Annotated in this window: 20 protein-coding genes; 10 read left to right on the forward strand and 10 right to left on the reverse strand. The window is 43.8% G+C overall.

Going from position 1 to position 14,056, the window contains the following annotated elements:
- The 7 genes from I8751_RS13120 to I8751_RS30590 all read right to left on the reverse strand — a co-directional run.
- On the reverse strand, nt 1–258 hold a 258-nt coding region (locus I8751_RS13120), incomplete at its 3' end, for a hypothetical protein (protein ID WP_214439604.1).
- Complete coding sequence (locus I8751_RS13125) at nt 258–584, reverse strand: hypothetical protein (protein ID WP_214439605.1); 327 nt, start codon at nt 582–584, stop codon at nt 258–260. The genes I8751_RS13120 and I8751_RS13125, both read right to left, overlap by 1 nt.
- 16 nt (nt 585–600) lie before the next feature.
- Nucleotides 601–1,389, reverse strand: coding sequence for a hypothetical protein (locus tag I8751_RS13130; RefSeq protein ID WP_214439606.1), 789 nt, complete (start codon nt 1,387–1,389; stop codon nt 601–603).
- Between the two features lie 312 nt (nt 1,390–1,701).
- Nucleotides 1,702–1,863 carry a hypothetical protein gene (locus tag I8751_RS13135; protein ID WP_214439607.1) on the reverse strand — a complete coding sequence of 54 codons (162 nt, stop codon included), beginning with the start codon at nt 1,861–1,863 and terminating at the stop codon, nt 1,702–1,704.
- Complete coding sequence (locus I8751_RS13140) at nt 1,832–4,174, reverse strand: DnaB-like helicase N-terminal domain-containing protein (protein WP_214439608.1); 2,343 nt, start codon at nt 4,172–4,174, stop codon at nt 1,832–1,834. Before I8751_RS13140 ends, I8751_RS13135 begins: the two co-directional genes overlap by 32 nt.
- Nucleotides 4,175–4,441: 267 nt before the next feature.
- Nucleotides 4,442–4,789 carry a hypothetical protein gene (locus tag I8751_RS13145; protein WP_214439609.1) on the reverse strand — a complete coding sequence of 116 codons (348 nt, stop codon included), beginning with the start codon at nt 4,787–4,789 and terminating at the stop codon, nt 4,442–4,444.
- A gap of 187 nt (nt 4,790–4,976) precedes the next feature.
- On the reverse strand, nt 4,977–5,315 hold the full coding sequence (locus I8751_RS30590; RefSeq protein ID WP_263973504.1) for a hypothetical protein: 339 nt from the start codon (nt 5,313–5,315) through the stop codon (nt 4,977–4,979).
- Nucleotides 5,316–5,671: 356 nt separating this feature from the next.
- On the opposite strand from I8751_RS30590, the gene I8751_RS13155 reads away from it, so the two are divergent.
- From I8751_RS13155 to I8751_RS13195, 10 genes are read left to right on the forward strand one after another with little or no spacing between them, the layout of a single operon-like run.
- The gene (locus tag I8751_RS13155; RefSeq protein WP_214439611.1) at nt 5,672–5,974 is read left to right on the forward strand and encodes a hypothetical protein; all 303 of its coding nucleotides are present in this window, start codon (nt 5,672–5,674) and stop codon (nt 5,972–5,974) included.
- Nucleotides 5,949–6,419: a MerR family transcriptional regulator gene (locus tag I8751_RS13160; protein ID WP_214439612.1), complete on the forward strand. Its 471-nt coding sequence runs from the start codon at nt 5,949–5,951 to the stop codon at nt 6,417–6,419. The genes I8751_RS13155 and I8751_RS13160 overlap by 26 nt, the downstream gene beginning before the upstream one ends.
- Nucleotides 6,406–6,657 carry a hypothetical protein gene (locus I8751_RS13165; protein WP_214439613.1) on the forward strand — a complete coding sequence of 84 codons (252 nt, stop codon included), beginning with the start codon at nt 6,406–6,408 and terminating at the stop codon, nt 6,655–6,657. Before I8751_RS13160 ends, I8751_RS13165 begins: the two co-directional genes overlap by 14 nt.
- 3 nt (nt 6,658–6,660) lie before the next feature.
- Nucleotides 6,661–6,792, forward strand: coding sequence for a hypothetical protein (locus I8751_RS30065; RefSeq protein WP_263973505.1), 132 nt, complete (start codon nt 6,661–6,663; stop codon nt 6,790–6,792).
- 14 nt (nt 6,793–6,806) lie between these two features.
- A complete protein-coding gene (locus I8751_RS13170; protein ID WP_214439614.1) occupies nt 6,807–7,325 on the forward strand; it encodes a hypothetical protein in 519 nt (172 codons plus the stop codon).
- Between the two features lie 3 nt (nt 7,326–7,328).
- Complete coding sequence (locus tag I8751_RS13175; RefSeq protein WP_214439615.1) at nt 7,329–7,601, forward strand: hypothetical protein; 273 nt, start codon at nt 7,329–7,331, stop codon at nt 7,599–7,601.
- Entirely contained in the window at nt 7,583–8,125 is a 543-nt protein-coding gene (locus I8751_RS13180; RefSeq protein WP_214439616.1) for a hypothetical protein, read from the forward strand. The genes I8751_RS13175 and I8751_RS13180 overlap by 19 nt, the downstream gene beginning before the upstream one ends.
- 9 nt (nt 8,126–8,134) lie before the next feature.
- Nucleotides 8,135–8,341, forward strand: a complete 207-nt coding sequence (locus tag I8751_RS13185) for a hypothetical protein (RefSeq protein WP_214439617.1) — start codon at nt 8,135–8,137, stop codon at nt 8,339–8,341.
- A gap of 1 nt (nt 8,342) precedes the next feature.
- Nucleotides 8,343–8,753, forward strand: a complete 411-nt coding sequence (locus tag I8751_RS13190) for an eL43 family ribosomal protein (protein ID WP_214439618.1) — start codon at nt 8,343–8,345, stop codon at nt 8,751–8,753.
- A 2-nt stretch (nt 8,754–8,755) separates the two neighbouring features.
- Nucleotides 8,756–9,946: a tyrosine-type recombinase/integrase gene (locus I8751_RS13195; protein WP_214439619.1), complete on the forward strand. Its 1,191-nt coding sequence runs from the start codon at nt 8,756–8,758 to the stop codon at nt 9,944–9,946.
- 44 nt (nt 9,947–9,990) lie between these two features.
- Here the strand turns inward: I8751_RS13195 and I8751_RS13200 are convergent, their stop codons facing one another.
- The 3 genes from I8751_RS13200 to I8751_RS13210 all read right to left on the reverse strand — a co-directional run bounded on the left by I8751_RS13200 (nt 9,991) and on the right by I8751_RS13210 (nt 13,937).
- A complete protein-coding gene (locus I8751_RS13200) occupies nt 9,991–11,187 on the reverse strand; it encodes a M20 family metallopeptidase (protein ID WP_214439620.1) in 1,197 nt (398 codons plus the stop codon).
- 146 nt (nt 11,188–11,333) lie between these two features.
- A complete protein-coding gene (locus I8751_RS13205; protein WP_214439621.1) occupies nt 11,334–11,897 on the reverse strand; it encodes a pentapeptide repeat-containing protein in 564 nt (187 codons plus the stop codon).
- A 276-nt stretch (nt 11,898–12,173) separates the two neighbouring features.
- Nucleotides 12,174–13,937, reverse strand: coding sequence for a protein kinase domain-containing protein (locus I8751_RS13210; RefSeq protein WP_214439622.1), 1,764 nt, complete (start codon nt 13,935–13,937; stop codon nt 12,174–12,176).
- Between the last annotated feature and the right edge of the window lie 119 nt (nt 13,938–14,056).

The following is a 14,056-nucleotide window of genomic DNA, read 5'->3' on the forward strand; positions in this document are numbered from 1 at the left end:
CTCATAAATTAATCCGTGAGATTGTGGCAACTCACCACTTATCACTCTATTACTATCAGCATTCATATTTGTTCCAGAATTATATAATCTAATTCTGATGTTGCTATTGCTAGACGCAACAGATTTTAGGATGTATGAAGACCCTAAATTAATAGTTTTAGTTGCTTGATCACTAGCAGAAATAAAACCAATAGAAGTAGTAGTATTAGTGTCGAGCAATCCCTCATTTGTAATATTGAAAGTATTAGTTATCGGCATCAAACTAACTCCCTAATCTGTGGTGAAGCTGTACCAGTAGCAACGATTCCAAAAACAGCACCTTGGTAAATAGGGCTAACAGGCATCTCGTAATAACTGCCAGCACTTAGTTTAAATGCATAATTAGCAGTTGTTACGTTGCTGGAATAATCAAAGTAAATATCTACAGAAGTTTGATTGTAGATAGTAAATGATTTTCTGTTTGCATTTGCGGCTAGTACTTGAGTAGCAGTGTTTGCTATTGTTATGTCTATGTCTGTTCCAGTGGTTGAAGTAACAGGCGAAACACTAACAGATGTTGATGAATTATTGCTATACAAAGGCATTGATTTATTCTCCTAATTATTGAAATTCTCTAATATCAATCGCTGTAGAACCTGATTCTACAATTCCCCAATAATCACCTGTATAAATAGGGCTTGGTGCTTCATAAGTGAAACCTGGTTCTATCTTCACTAAATAGCTAGTAATAGATACAGTATTCGCAATATCTATAAATACTGTTTTGGTGCTGGTGTTAGTGAACGTTAATCCTTTCCTGTTAACGTTTTGGAGTACTACAGTACTTGGTGTAGTAGTAATGTTATTTGCAATTTTTGACCCAACATCAGCGGTACGCTCTACTAATACAGTCCTTGTTAAGTCACCATAAACAGTTACTTTATCTTGACCACCTACAGAGTTTTGTAATAACCCATAGCCAACATTTCTAATCTGAATACCAATCATTGAATTACTACCCAATGAATGAGAACCTAAATCAAACTCACGATATGGGTAAGGGTCAGGATTGAGTAAAGAAAATGCTGCTAACCGTTGCCAAGTATTAGTGTTATTGAGGTTTAACACTAAATCCATCTGTATCCTTGGTGACTTCCATTCCAGGTTTACGGCTGCTAAGGCTTGTTTGCTTTCAGTGTCCTCCAGTTCAAAAACTGGGAACTGTACCTTGGCTAAGGAATAAATCCAGCTAGTTGCCCTTAAGTTGTTGACCTCCAGATATTCATTAATCAACCTATATCCACTTCTAGAGAATGGAATATAGGTATAAATAGGCACTGCTGTAGCGCCAGAATTAGCGTCTAGTGTTATCCCTATTTTTTCCTTAACTATCAGGGTATCTAATGCCACAACGGATTTTGTGAAGTGAATAAATCCGTTTTATTCAGTAATTAAAAAATCGTAAATCTTCCAGTTTTATGTAGAACCGGAAGTATCACTGAGGCTAGTATGCCTTGCAGCGCCTAACTTGTAGCGATATTGCTTATATCTGCACAACAAAATATACCTGTTTAGCCCTGTTAGACGGTTAAACCGGAAGTTTGGATAAATTTGTTTAATAAAGAGCCAGTGTTTGTGCTGAAAATTTAAAGTGTTAATTTTAGTTAATTTTTCAAGTTATGTAGCAATGCTGGCAAGAAGAAATAGGCGATCGCATTTTCATTATTTGCAAGCCTGAAAACTCTTATCGCAGCGCTGGCAGTACCAACGCTGGATAATTTCACCGCCAGTTCGGAAGTTATAACCGTTGCGATGAGTGGTTTGCCCGTGGCAACGGGGACACTCTACGCGCTCACGGTTTGGCAAGGTCTTTGGCTTTGACATATTGGAATCTTCCCGGCTGTGACTCAACTTGATATTTTCTAGCACTTGAGTCGTAGCCGACGATCGCCACCAAGTCACCACCATACATCGCTAGCTGGCCTACATTGGGCAACCAAGGATCTTCGGGAAGTGGGTACAAGTCGGTGAGCAGCAGCCTCGGCTTGGCGATCGCGTCACCCGCAACGTGAACATCGGCTTTCTTCACAGATATATATAACTTGGCGACTTTGACTTGCTTGCCCAGCGTTCGCGATAGATAGATTCCTCCTACCTCAATATTTTTGTAATGCACCCGCTGGATCTGATCGACAGGTGCATGATCACCCCCATGATCACCCCCATGATCACCCCCATGATCACCCCCATGATCACCCCCAGAGTCCTTGTCTGAAAGGGTTTTTAGATTTTTTTGAGGAAGCTGATCATCTGATCTAGTTAATATTTTTTCGGATTTCTCAGCTTCAGGATTTTTTTGAACAAGCACTTTTTCTAAATTCAGATGATCAGCTTTGGCTGTATCCCTTGCTGAGTCTAGATTTTTGGGGTGATCATTAGGGGTGATCATCGGGGTGATCATCGGCTGATCACCCCTGATCATCCCTTCTGGTATGCCTTGGGTAGGCTTTAGTTCTAATCCAGTGCTGGTAGTAGTTTTAGGGCTTTCGTAAGGGTGATCATCGGGGTGATCAAGTACTAAATAATACTGGTATGCTTGTCCTGGACGACGCTCAACGCTGATCAGCCCATCAGCAGCTAAACCAGATAAACATTTGCGGGTATGACCATCGGAATAGCCAGATCTGTGGGCTAGCTCTCTGGAGGTGAATTTAATATTTCGGTTGCTGCTGAAGAAGTTTAAAAGAGCGTCCTTGATTGATTGCTCTGTGATGCTAAATTCTTGATCTGATTCTTCGCCCAGGAAAGTAAAACTTAGATCTTCTGGGCTGAACATCAGCCGATATTTTTTTCCAGAGGAGCGCGATCGCGATTTATTAATTTCTAAAATCCGGTCGTAGGGGGTGGCAGTTTCACTCTTGTCCTTGGAAAGTAACCAAACTTCGCTAACTGCGTTACGGATAGCAGTTGTTCCCCTTACCCCACCATCGCGATTGGTATGGTGAATTATTAAGATAGTGGTTTTGTACTGGGTAGCTAGTCCCGTCATCTCCAGGATTGGACGGGCGTATTCCATTTGGGACTCTTGATAAGTCGAGTACTTGTTAGCGGTCGAGAGCGAATCAATGACTACGAAATCTGGCTGAAACTCCTGTAAATCTTGAATGAGTGTCGGCATATTCTCAGCACTCCACCCAAACCGCACTCGAACATACTGCCCAATATCGTCTTCTGAGTAGCCGAGGGAATCTAAGGCCTGAAGCATATCGCCTGGGCTTTCGTCACCTTGGTAGTATAAAATCTTGCGCTTTCCTGTGGCGTGGAAGTGTCCAAATTTTTCGCCTTGGATTAATGTTTTACCTACGCCATAAGCAAGCTTGGTTTTACCAATCCCACCATCTGAAGCTAATAAAATGGTGGTACTTTTCGGCACCAATCCATTAAGTAACCATTCCCGTACTGTTGAGCCTGCTAACTCTTTTAATTCTTCGTAGTTAAGTAAATTACTACACTGGGCAGTCAAACTCTTAAGATATAAATTCTCAAGAAATTTAACGTTAACTGACTCTTCTTTGGCTAATTCATGGAGTCTAAAGAATCTAAAGGATGGGTCAGAGCAAGTTGTATAAATTGTTATTAGTTCTTCAAGTAGTCGCTTATGCTTCCGTTGAAGGTTTTCGTCTTTTGTTGGTGCAAAAGGTGTATCAGTGACTGCCTTGATTTTATTAGTAATTGTTGCAAAAATCTGGACTAAATCTTGGTCATTGTCATACCCTAGCTCGACGACTTTATTGCCTGCCCTAATCAGTTCTCTCCGCTTGTATTTACTGATAATTAGATTTGCCATAGCATCAATGTTTACTGCGCTAATTGTTCTGTCAATCAGAGTTGCTAGCTTATTTCTACCACCTATCCTTGCTAGCAAATCATGGTCAGACAACCAGCTAGTAACATGCAGTAAATCTGTTGGCTGGTCTTGTTTAATTAGTCGAAGACAAGCTTGATAAATGTCTTTGTGTGCGCCGATATAAAAATGTTCTGTTCTTAGCCTGTCCTTAACACGATATATGGCGTTTGGGTCTAGCAAAATTCCACCAAGTACAGCTTCTTCGGCTTCAATATTTTGTGGTGGAAGTTTATCTTCGGTAGTTTTAAAGCTGTAATCATCTGTGTAGGAATAAGGAACCGCTACCATTTCTCGGTTCCTCCATTTGTGCTATGATTACTTTTAATGACGGCGTTAAAAGTTATCTGAACTGCTAACCTGTTCTCTCGTTTACGTTTATTTTTCATCTTTATTTTTGATTTAAATTTGTTACTCACTGTCTTAGTGAGTATTTTTTTTGTAGTGTTAATAGCGGGTTAATTAATGGCTATTAACGTTAGTTATTAGTCAGCGATCGCACAAAAAATAGCGGCTGACCAAGGGCAACCGCTAAACTTCACTCAATAAAGGTGATAGTCATCTGCGATCGCGTTTTAACTGCCAGAGGGCTTTTTCTACTGCCCACTCAGGACTACGGTCAGGATGCCGTCTCCGTTCACTGTCGATCAGCCTGTTGGCAGTGGCGACATCGTTTTGAAGCAGAGCCAGCAACTCTGCCCATTCCCTTGGGCTGACGTTTCTATTGTTGGTGTAGCGCGGCGCTCTTGCTGGACGACGCGGGGGTGTTCGGAGTTTGTATTTTCGAGTGGTAGATGTTCTTGGGGCATAAGCCTGAAACTCTGGGAATTTAAATTGCCATTGATTTCTTCTGGTTTTTGGAGTATCAGCTACAACTATGAATGCTAGCCCCAGGAGTGCAGCCATTAACACTAGCCAGCAAGACAAGATTAGAATATGCATAGTGAATTGAGTTGGTAGATCGACTCATTCCACCATCTGCAGGTTCTCCTGATCTAAGCATCAGAAGATACCCGTATTCATCTTTAAACTTTCGCTTCATAGTCGTATTTGTCCATAAATAAAGCCGTCCTAACCCGTGAGGAGGACGGCTTTATTCAGGTTCTTCTGATTGCCCCAAATCTTCTAGTAGCGATTCAAATTCCTGGATCTTGATCTCAATTTTTTGGATCTCATCTTTTTTTGCTGCCACCTGATTGCGATATTCACTTATCAGCTGGCGAACAATTTTCCCAGGTGTTGTTTTTCTTCCGGCAGTAAAGACTGCTCTTGACGAGCCATAGTCTCTATCAGTTCGGAACGACTCATCCCCAGTCGAGTAGCTTGACGATCCAGGCTCTCTATCGATGTTTGAGTCAGAGATATGTTGACTCTGACCTTCCCTTCCTCGTACCAACCGTGCTTCTTCTTGGTCATTTGGTGAAAGCATCATATTTCTTACACAAAATTTTATCACGATTTCTTACACAAGATTATTGCATATCTTACACAAGATGTTATTATATTTCTGTTCTTACACAAGAATATAACATTGCTTTCCACCCCAAACCATGCAGAGATAGCAGCCTGCAAGCACTGAGCGAACACCAAAGACCTGCTAGGGGATGAGTAGCCAATTAAAAAGCCAGGGTGGTGTGTCCCTCGCAGAGTAAAAACCATAGCTCGTAAGAGGAGGTCATCTAGACATCAACAGCTTAATCCACTGTCAACCAAGTAAAAAGCGATCGCCTCATAAGCAAGAGCGATCGCCCATTAAAAAGTCGAATTAATGTTAAGGAGATTTTAGCAATGTCCAAGCCGCTAGGCTACTACGTCAGTTACACTCCCGGCGACGAGTCCTTTTTAGAAGACTTGCAAGAACGCTATGGATCGACATTAGAGAAAATTGGCAATCGTGAGAAGCTATATCTAATAGGGGTTTTGGCTTCCCAGCTTTCTGTGAAGACTCCTGGCGAAATTCGCACCGAGATTTATGAACTAGCCACAGAGATAAATGACAGCTTACAGACAAGCGATCGCGCCGGATTAATCGAAGCAATGATTGCACAAGTGCGCTGGGGGCAGAATGCAGAACCTGTACACCATACCTGAAGCCGCTGAACTGGTGGGAATTAAAGAAACCACCATTCGCAGTTGGCTACGCCGTCACCCGGAAGTTTTTCAGGTTGACGTTCACGTTGCTATTGAAGGTAATGGACGGAAACTGTTCACTGAAGCAGGCCTTGAAATTCTGCGTAGTCGTGCATCAAATTCCGCAACGGACGACGATGCAGAAACTGATGCAGAAAACGATACAGCCAACTTGCTTGAATCGCTCCTCGATGAAGATGCACAGAAGTTGGCACGGGAATACTGGCGACAGCTGCCCGGTCGGGTATTGCACCGCATCAAATTGATGCGTGACAATCCCACACCAGAAGACCGGGAGATTGTTGCAAAATCTGTACGGGCAGCGCTCAACGCCGGGACAGAACATCTACTGTTACCTACTTATCAGCCGATGTTACTGGAAGGGCAAGCAGATGAAGCAAACTAAACCGCACCAGACCAGTAAGGTTGTACCATTTACCGGGGAATTTTACCAAGATGAACCCATACCAGTAGCAACCAGCAGCGCTGCACCTTATTTCATATTGGTTGCAGCTGCGCTGATTGGTGGCTTGTCCCTCGGTGCAATTTCAACGTATCAAAGTGCCGACCAGGTGCAACTCAGGCAGATGAAGGCAGATGCACAGCAGCTCGAACAGGTCAAAACACAAGTTTGTAGGAATTGAAGAATGAAAAAGTTACTACGCTTATTTATTCGTTTCCTGCCAGACGCAATTGTTGAGGAGCTTAACGCCGCCAGTTTAGACGAGCTTGATAAGCGCGACCTGATTATCTGGGCAGATGACGCACAAAATCTTTAAACAGGAACAAACAAATGGGAATCCTCGCACGCATTACCAGCGCTGGTAAAAAATCCAGCAGTGCTAACAGCAACCAGTCCTCACTCAGCACCGGCGGACACGGCATAGATAAAAACGTGGTGCTATCCCCAACAGATCCAAGCGTGATCAACCCCATGAATGCGGGAACCTGGGAAACAGTGAGAACAGCACCAGTAAATCATACACCACGGTACTTTAACAAAACCGAAGCCGATGCACTCAAGCAAGTGGCAACACAAAAAACTGAAGGTGCAAGGCAGTCAAAACGAGCGTACAAATCACTGAAAAAAATTGAGATTGCTGATGCACAGGTACACGCTGCACATCGCGGTTACGTTCGCCAAGTTGCAGACAGCGAACTAACCAAAAAACGCTCAGATGCAGCCACAGGCAGGCATCTACACGCGTTGCGTCCAGAATACGCGCGATTAGGCATGGGGCTAGACCGTGCCGACAATAACGCCCAAAAACGCATCAGCGAACTCAAAGCCAAAGTTAAGGAGCAGTACTAAGCAATGGCAAAGGCGGTACACCTGGGGGCTTGGTTCCTAACAGGATGTATCGCCTCTAGCTTTGTGGCATGGCTAGGGGCGTTACATCCGGCTTTGTTTCGTGCAATGTGGATTGTGTACATTGTCGCCGCCGCGGCGCTCGGTTTAGCGCTCGTAACCGATGATGCGTCCCGGCAATTCCTCAAGCTAGCTGAACCGGACTATTACGCTTTGTTGATAGCGATCGCCGCTGCAATTCTTCTGGGGGGTCTGTTGACATGGCTGATAGGTGGTTAAAAACCAACTGTTTGCTAGCTAGTGCCGCAGCATTTTGGCTAGTGGCACTGTCGCCAGTCCCTAAAGTTGCCAAAAGCATAGGGTATGGGTTGGCCTTAGTCGCATCAGTTCAACTCGTGCAGGAATCTCGCCGGTTGATGATTCAAGATGCACGACGCGCAGCGCTGAGGGCAATGGAGCAGGAATTGGAACACGTCGAAATTGCATTGCACACCCAACAACAAGAACAAGAACTATATGAACTCTATGGCGCTGCGCCAACTTACCCGCCGGAAGTCGAGCAGGAATTAAAAACCAGCTTAGAACACTTATATAAAGAGCCAAGTGCAGATCATGCAGGTGTACTTCCAACTTCCACTTCCGACAATAAAGCCTTTTATTTAGCAGTGAAGTCACTGCTGGAAGTTAAAGGTGAGACTTACGTCATCGAGGAGGTTTTGAAGCTGGGAGGCCGTCGCTGGGATGAGGGTAAACTGCGGCTGCAACAAATTCTACAACACGGCAGACAAAGCGAATGGGACTAGGAGGAATACATGGGACTTAGATTTTCTAGAAATGAAGACAATGGTGAATTAGAAGTGGAACTAGTAAGCAAGGATGAACCGATTATTTACCCAAATGCTTCAGCATCTGAACTAAGCGAATGTTTGCAAGCCGCTAACACAGAAAATTTCCAGGTTCACTATGTAATGCAGCCTGATGGAGACTACACAGTAAACTTCCACAAAAAAAATGACTGAAATGGAATGCCCACACTGCGGATCAAACCGTATAAACTACCTCCAAACCTACGGTTTCTGGGAATGCGATAACTGCGGCAATATCTGGGCTTTGGATGAAGATGATCCAGATTATGATGAGCGACCTTTAGATCTGGGTAAGTGCTGCGGCTGCGGCTGTGCTAGTGAATCGGTGCAAAACATAGTCACACTCCCCAAAAAAACACCCGTCCCGAATACAGGCTGGGGTTGTGTTGTTTGCAATTTGCCCTATGACGGCGCGATCGCCGTGGTCTGTGATGACTGTTTGCAAAAATTGCAATCAGGGGAAGACATATTAAAATTTGCAGTCTCAGGCTATCCCACAGAAAAAGGGCGTTGTGACATCAATAGCCTAACTGAAGACTTTGATCACAATTATCCCCACGAATAGCAATGAGTGAGGACAAATGGATCAGCGTTGATAAACGGAACAACAGACTGGTGATTCGCTTTTGGGTCAACGGGCTTGATAAGCAATTTTTTTTGGGCACGGGACTGACCGACACTCCCAGGAACAGGGAATTGGTGAGAATTAAGCGCGACATGATCGCCACTGATATCACCTTGGAGCGTTTTGACGCGACGCTTACTAGTTACCGATTCCAGCCAACGAGGAATAGCATTATTCACCCGCGCAGCGCTGCATCATACAGCCATGAACTGGGTGACTTGTGGCAGCGATTCACTGAGTTTAAAAAATCACTCCTGGAACCTACGACCATTGCCACTCGCTATCAAAGCACTGCCAGGTACATCAACAAACTACCTACCCAGTCTTTGAGTAGAGCGCCAGAAATTCGTGATTGGCTCCTAAAAAACACAACCCACGGCATGGCCTGGGAATTACTGGTGGGCTTTTCTGAATGTTGCAACTGGGCAATCAATTCTGGGCTGATTACTCAAAACCCCTTTGAAAAACTCAAAATTAAAAAACCTAAGAGAACATCTCAGGATGAAGACTTTCGCGCCTACACCTTAGAGCAGCGCGATGTCATCATCAAGGCTTTTGAGCAGCACCGGGTACACGCCCATTATGCCAATTTAGTTAAGTTCTTGTTCTGGACTGGAGCGCGACTGGGAGAGGCCTTCGCGCTGACCTGGGGAGATGTGCAGCAAAACTCCACCAGAATCGTGATTAACAAGTCGTGCAATTTTTTAGATTACAAAAAAGGCACTAAAAACGGTAAACGTCGGATATTCCCCACTGTAGAAGGGTCAAGACTACAACAGATGTTGATTGCCATGCGGCCCGCCCCAGGAACGTACAATCCTAGCGAATTAATTTTTCGCTCCAAGGAAGGTAAGCGGGTCAATTCCGATATTATGCAGAATTTCTGGAATGGGGTATCAAGCCGCAGCGGCGATCGCAAATATTTTTATCCTGGGGTAGTACGTGAATTGGAATCTTTGGGCCAGCTGCATTACCTCAAGCCCTACTCGACTCGCCACACATTCGCCACCTGGGCGATCGCCAATGGTCACACACCAGACCGCGTAGCTTTGTGGATTGGGGATGAAGTCAGCACGGTTTTAAAACACTACTGTCACCCCAACGTGGTAGATTCCGAGTGTCCTGATTTTTAAGTTGCAACGTGGGCTTTGCTACTTATGATTTTCAATAAAAATCCTTATATTTCTGGGGTTTCGGGCTGTTGCCAAAATTTATAAGCCGTATATGCCATAGTTACAACCCCAGTGATAATCGCAGATTCATCAACTTCAAATTCGGGATGATGTAATGGGTGATTAATAATTCTATCTTTGTAGCCTACACCCAAACGAAACATCGAGCCTGGGGCATGTTCCAAATAAATAGAAAAATCTTCAGCGCCAAGAGAAGGTTCGGGTAGAACTTGGACGCGATCGCTACTCCAAGCTTCTTCGGCAGATGATTGCAATAATTGCGTTAGGGTATAATCATTTTGCACGCTAGGCACGCCCTGACGATAATTGACTTGATAACGCGCTCCGTATGCATGGCAAACATTAGCGACAATATTTTCAATCCAGTTTGGGAGCTGAGCGCGGGTTTCAGGGTGGAGCGATCGCACTGTCCCTAACAGCTGCACTTGATCAGCAATTACATTTGGCGCTCGACCACCAGTAATTTTGCCTATGGTTAATACTACAGGACGTAAAGGGTTCTGTGTCCGGCTAATCGCTTGTTGCAGTGCTGTAATAACTTGTGAGGCAATCCAAATTGCATCAATCGCCTCATGGGGACGCGCTCCATGCCCTGATTCTCCAATAATAATAATCTCTAAATCATCGGCAGCTGCTGTCAATGCCCCATAACGCACGCCAATAGAACCTGCGGGGATGGAAGGGAAAACATGAATCCCTAAGACAGCGGAGACTTTTTCCATTGCCCCATCTTTTACCATCCAGCTGGCTCCTTGGGCAATTTCTTCTGCTGGCTGAAATAAAAACCGCACCTTACCACCCAACTCCTCAGCGACCTGAGATAGCACCATTGCTGTTCCTAACCCGACAGTGGTGTGAATATCGTGACCACAAGCGTGCATCACGCCTTCTGTACGAGAGGCATATTCCAAACCAGTACGTTCTTGAATGGGTAAAGCATCCATATCGGTACGAATTGCCAATAAGCGGTCATCTTTGCCAGTACTTTGCAGCTCTCCGATGACACCAGTTTTGCCAATTCCTTCTTGTACATGGAGACCACTGGAAGATAATACACCAGCAACGAAGGCCGCTGTTTGATACTCTTGACCGCTAAGTTCTGGATGAGAGTGGATGTGGCGACGAATCTCAATTAACCGGGGTGCTAATTTTGTGGCTAAGTCTTTAATACGGGTTAGCATTGCTCAATTTCAGTTTACAGGCTTTGTTCCCATGATAAAGAAGTGTTAATGAACAAAATGCTTTTGTTCTAAGGGAACAGGAAAGGGAGCAAGTGACTTGGCGACCGAATTCATCCCTTTAACCTTTACCCTTTACTCAAGATTGTTTATTTAGTGTAGCAAGTTGTACCTTTGACATTTTCGGTTTTGAACTTGTTACACTCTCGTAGAGTTACGCGCTCTGAAGACCAGTCATAAGGCTTGTCAGAAGTAACTACACCATTAGTTAGAGTTGTCAGTCGAAAATTGGCTCCCCGGAAATTAGTGAACTGTACTCTAGCATCTTTTAAGTTAGCTGCTTCTAAATTAGCACTGATAAAACCAGCAAAAGACAGATCGGCATTTTCTAGGGAAGCTGATTTTAAATTAGTACCCGTTAAGGAAGCACCAGTTAAATTAGCAAAATTTAGCAACGCGCCTTCTAGAGTTGCACTCGTAAGATCTGCATTTGTAAGATTTACTTGAGATAAGATTGCTCTATTCAAATTAGCCCCGCGCAAATTTGCTCCACTCAAATTTAACTGAGTGAGATCAGCACCACTCAAATCACACCGAGGACAGTCACTAGTTAACTTCAATTGCTCCACGTCCTGGGGGTTAAACGCAAAAGCTTGGTCTGTCAACCCAAAACAAGCTAAAAGGGCAGCGGTAGCCACAATCTTGAATTTCATATTTTTTACGGATATTGTTATGGATGAGGAATTACGCGTCTCCTCAGTATCATACTTAACATAAACAAGTTTCTCAGTAAATCACCGGGATGAAGTGGTGGTGAAGCAGCTATAAAAATACTATAAATTCTAGTTATTAGACTACCCAAAGCTCAATCTAGGCTTTAGAATCGATTCGTAAGCAACTATACCGAACCAATTATAGACTACCAAATATATGATCCCCCTAGCTGGATAAACAAAGCGGCTGGGGGGATCTTGTTTTAGGGTGTATGATCAACGCCATCCTAAAAATCGTAGTCCGGGCACAATCAGGTAATAACTTACCCCTAACCAAAAGCTCATTAAAACGCCCACAAAACTGAAAAAAGCAATAGGCATGAGTAATCCTGAAGAGAGAGTCTGATTGGAAAATTGCCAGCTAGTGGTTGGAAACCCTAAAATGATCAAACCTGCAAAAATGCTGGCAGTACCAATGGCAGCGACTACAGCATAAACAATGTGGTGGCTGCGAAAACCTAAACTTAGGGTAAATAAGAAAACAGCAACTAAAATAACTCCCACCACACCACCACTGCTCTCTGCTGACATGATTAATTGCAAAAATAACCAGCCGAATCCATAGCTAATCAAGCCCATGAGTGAAGCTATCAAAAATCGCCGCCTTTGACCAAAACACCCAGATATTGTTAGTCCCCATGCTGTACCCAAACCTGCGGCGGCAAACATAATAATTTGTGTGCCTACAGCAGTTTGGGCATTAGGAACTAATTCAGGTATCTGCTGAAAAATATATTCGGCAACTAGATCGCCTAAAATTGTGTTACGCCCCAAAATCAAGCCAGCGATCGCACCTATAGCAGCCCCAATACCAGTTAGTAGCATTGCCCAAATTGTCGCTAGACAAGCTTGTAATACTTTCAGAATCGCTTTAGCTATCAAAAAAACTGTTGTACTTACAGCTTGGCTCAAACCTGCTAAAACTTGATCAACAGTTTGGGTTAATAGTGTAAATTGGCTAGAAGTTTGGGTTAAAACTTGCCGAACAGAGTCCTGAATTTGAGAAAATAACCCTGGCTGTGATGAGCCTTTGTTAATTTTCGCTAAGCGTTTTTGAATAATAGCTGCATTTGCTGGACGAGACTTTACATCTTGCTGCACCATTTCATCTAATAAATCTGCCAAATCCCGATTCACATTTACCCTAGTACGCCAGCGCAATTTTCCACTCTGGGGATCTTCTAAATTTGGCGGATATTTACCTGTGAGTAATTCAATCATCGTCCGGCCAAGGGCATAAAAATCAACCGCAGGCCCTACATTTCCCCCAGTTACCTGTTCTGGTGGACTGTAGCCAGAAGAAAATAACCGAGTTGAACTAGATTCTCGACGCAGCATTGCTGTGTTAAATTGTTTTGCTCCACCAAAATCAATTAGTACTAGTTGTTCCCAACCACTTCCCCCTTGGTTTAAAGGAGGTGCAGTAGGTGAAGGATTCCGCAGCATCAAATTTGAAGGTTTAATGTCGCGGTGAATAATCTGACGTTTGTGTAGTTCCTGTAGAATCTTGGCCGCCTGAGTGAACCAGCTTAATACCAATTCCTCTGGACAGCCTTGAGGATAATTTTCTAATATCTCCTGAAGAGTCTGCCCATTAATTTTTTCCATCACCAAACAAGGTAGTTGGCGCGGTTTTGGACTGATTAAATTGACTTGAAAATACCCATCAGCATCAACTCTAGGGACACCAGGATGCCGCAAATTAATTAAGACTGCTGCCTCTTGGGTGAATAATTCTAACGCCTTTGGTGAATTGTCCACCAAAACTTTCAGCACTTTCTCTGTCTGGATTTTTTGATCCCAAACTGTGTAAATTTGGGCAAATCCTCCCGAACCCAAAGGCTGGATTGGAACATAGCGATCTAGCAACTGTAACACCGCGCCACAGCTGTTGCAAAACTTGTTTCCCCAAGGTTGAGGATAAGGACGTTGACAATCAGGATTTATGCAGTGAACCGCACTCTGTGTGATGTGGGACACAACCGCGATAATACAAAGGCTGACTTGATTTTAGCGTTTCTCGGCTGTGATAGGTATCGATTAAGTTTGGCTCAAATCTTTTTGGATAAATTATATTTAAATTCTTGGAATTAACTAAA

Origin of the sequence: Atlanticothrix silvestris CENA357 (assembly GCF_016056295.1) — a bacterium.
Lineage (GTDB): Bacteria > Cyanobacteriota > Cyanobacteriia > Cyanobacteriales > Nostocaceae > Atlanticothrix > Atlanticothrix silvestris.

What these genes read in the sequence shown, in the direction of transcription:
- I8751_RS13180 (WP_214439616.1), top strand. Translation starts at nt 7,583, where the DNA reads ATGGCTGATAGGTGGTTAAAAACCAACTGTTTGCTAGCTAGTGCCGCA.
- I8751_RS13175 (WP_214439615.1), top strand. Translation starts at nt 7,329, where the DNA reads ATGGCAAAGGCGGTACACCTGGGGGCTTGGTTCCTAACAGGATGTATC.
- I8751_RS30065 (WP_263973505.1), top strand. Translation starts at nt 6,661, where the DNA reads ATGAAAAAGTTACTACGCTTATTTATTCGTTTCCTGCCAGACGCAATT.
- I8751_RS13140 (WP_214439608.1), bottom strand. Translation starts at nt 4,174, where the DNA reads ATGGTAGCGGTTCCTTATTCCTACACAGATGATTACAGCTTTAAAACT.
- I8751_RS13135 (WP_214439607.1), bottom strand. Translation starts at nt 1,863, where the DNA reads ATGTCAAAGCCAAAGACCTTGCCAAACCGTGAGCGCGTAGAGTGTCCC.
- I8751_RS13170 (WP_214439614.1), top strand. Translation starts at nt 6,807, where the DNA reads ATGGGAATCCTCGCACGCATTACCAGCGCTGGTAAAAAATCCAGCAGT.
- I8751_RS13185 (WP_214439617.1), top strand. Translation starts at nt 8,135, where the DNA reads ATGGGACTTAGATTTTCTAGAAATGAAGACAATGGTGAATTAGAAGTG.
- I8751_RS13195 (WP_214439619.1), top strand. Translation starts at nt 8,756, where the DNA reads ATGAGTGAGGACAAATGGATCAGCGTTGATAAACGGAACAACAGACTG.
- I8751_RS13200 (WP_214439620.1), bottom strand. Translation starts at nt 11,187, where the DNA reads ATGCTAACCCGTATTAAAGACTTAGCCACAAAATTAGCACCCCGGTTA.
- I8751_RS13165 (WP_214439613.1), top strand. Translation starts at nt 6,406, where the DNA reads ATGAAGCAAACTAAACCGCACCAGACCAGTAAGGTTGTACCATTTACC.
- I8751_RS13190 (WP_214439618.1), top strand. Translation starts at nt 8,343, where the DNA reads ATGGAATGCCCACACTGCGGATCAAACCGTATAAACTACCTCCAAACC.
- I8751_RS13155 (WP_214439611.1), top strand. Translation starts at nt 5,672, where the DNA reads ATGTCCAAGCCGCTAGGCTACTACGTCAGTTACACTCCCGGCGACGAG.
- I8751_RS30590 (WP_263973504.1), bottom strand. Translation starts at nt 5,315, where the DNA reads ATGATGCTTTCACCAAATGACCAAGAAGAAGCACGGTTGGTACGAGGA.
- I8751_RS13205 (WP_214439621.1), bottom strand. Translation starts at nt 11,897, where the DNA reads ATGAAATTCAAGATTGTGGCTACCGCTGCCCTTTTAGCTTGTTTTGGG.
- I8751_RS13160 (WP_214439612.1), top strand. Translation starts at nt 5,949, where the DNA reads ATGCAGAACCTGTACACCATACCTGAAGCCGCTGAACTGGTGGGAATT.
- I8751_RS13145 (WP_214439609.1), bottom strand. Translation starts at nt 4,789, where the DNA reads ATGGCTGCACTCCTGGGGCTAGCATTCATAGTTGTAGCTGATACTCCA.
- I8751_RS13125 (WP_214439605.1), bottom strand. Translation starts at nt 584, where the DNA reads ATGCCTTTGTATAGCAATAATTCATCAACATCTGTTAGTGTTTCGCCT.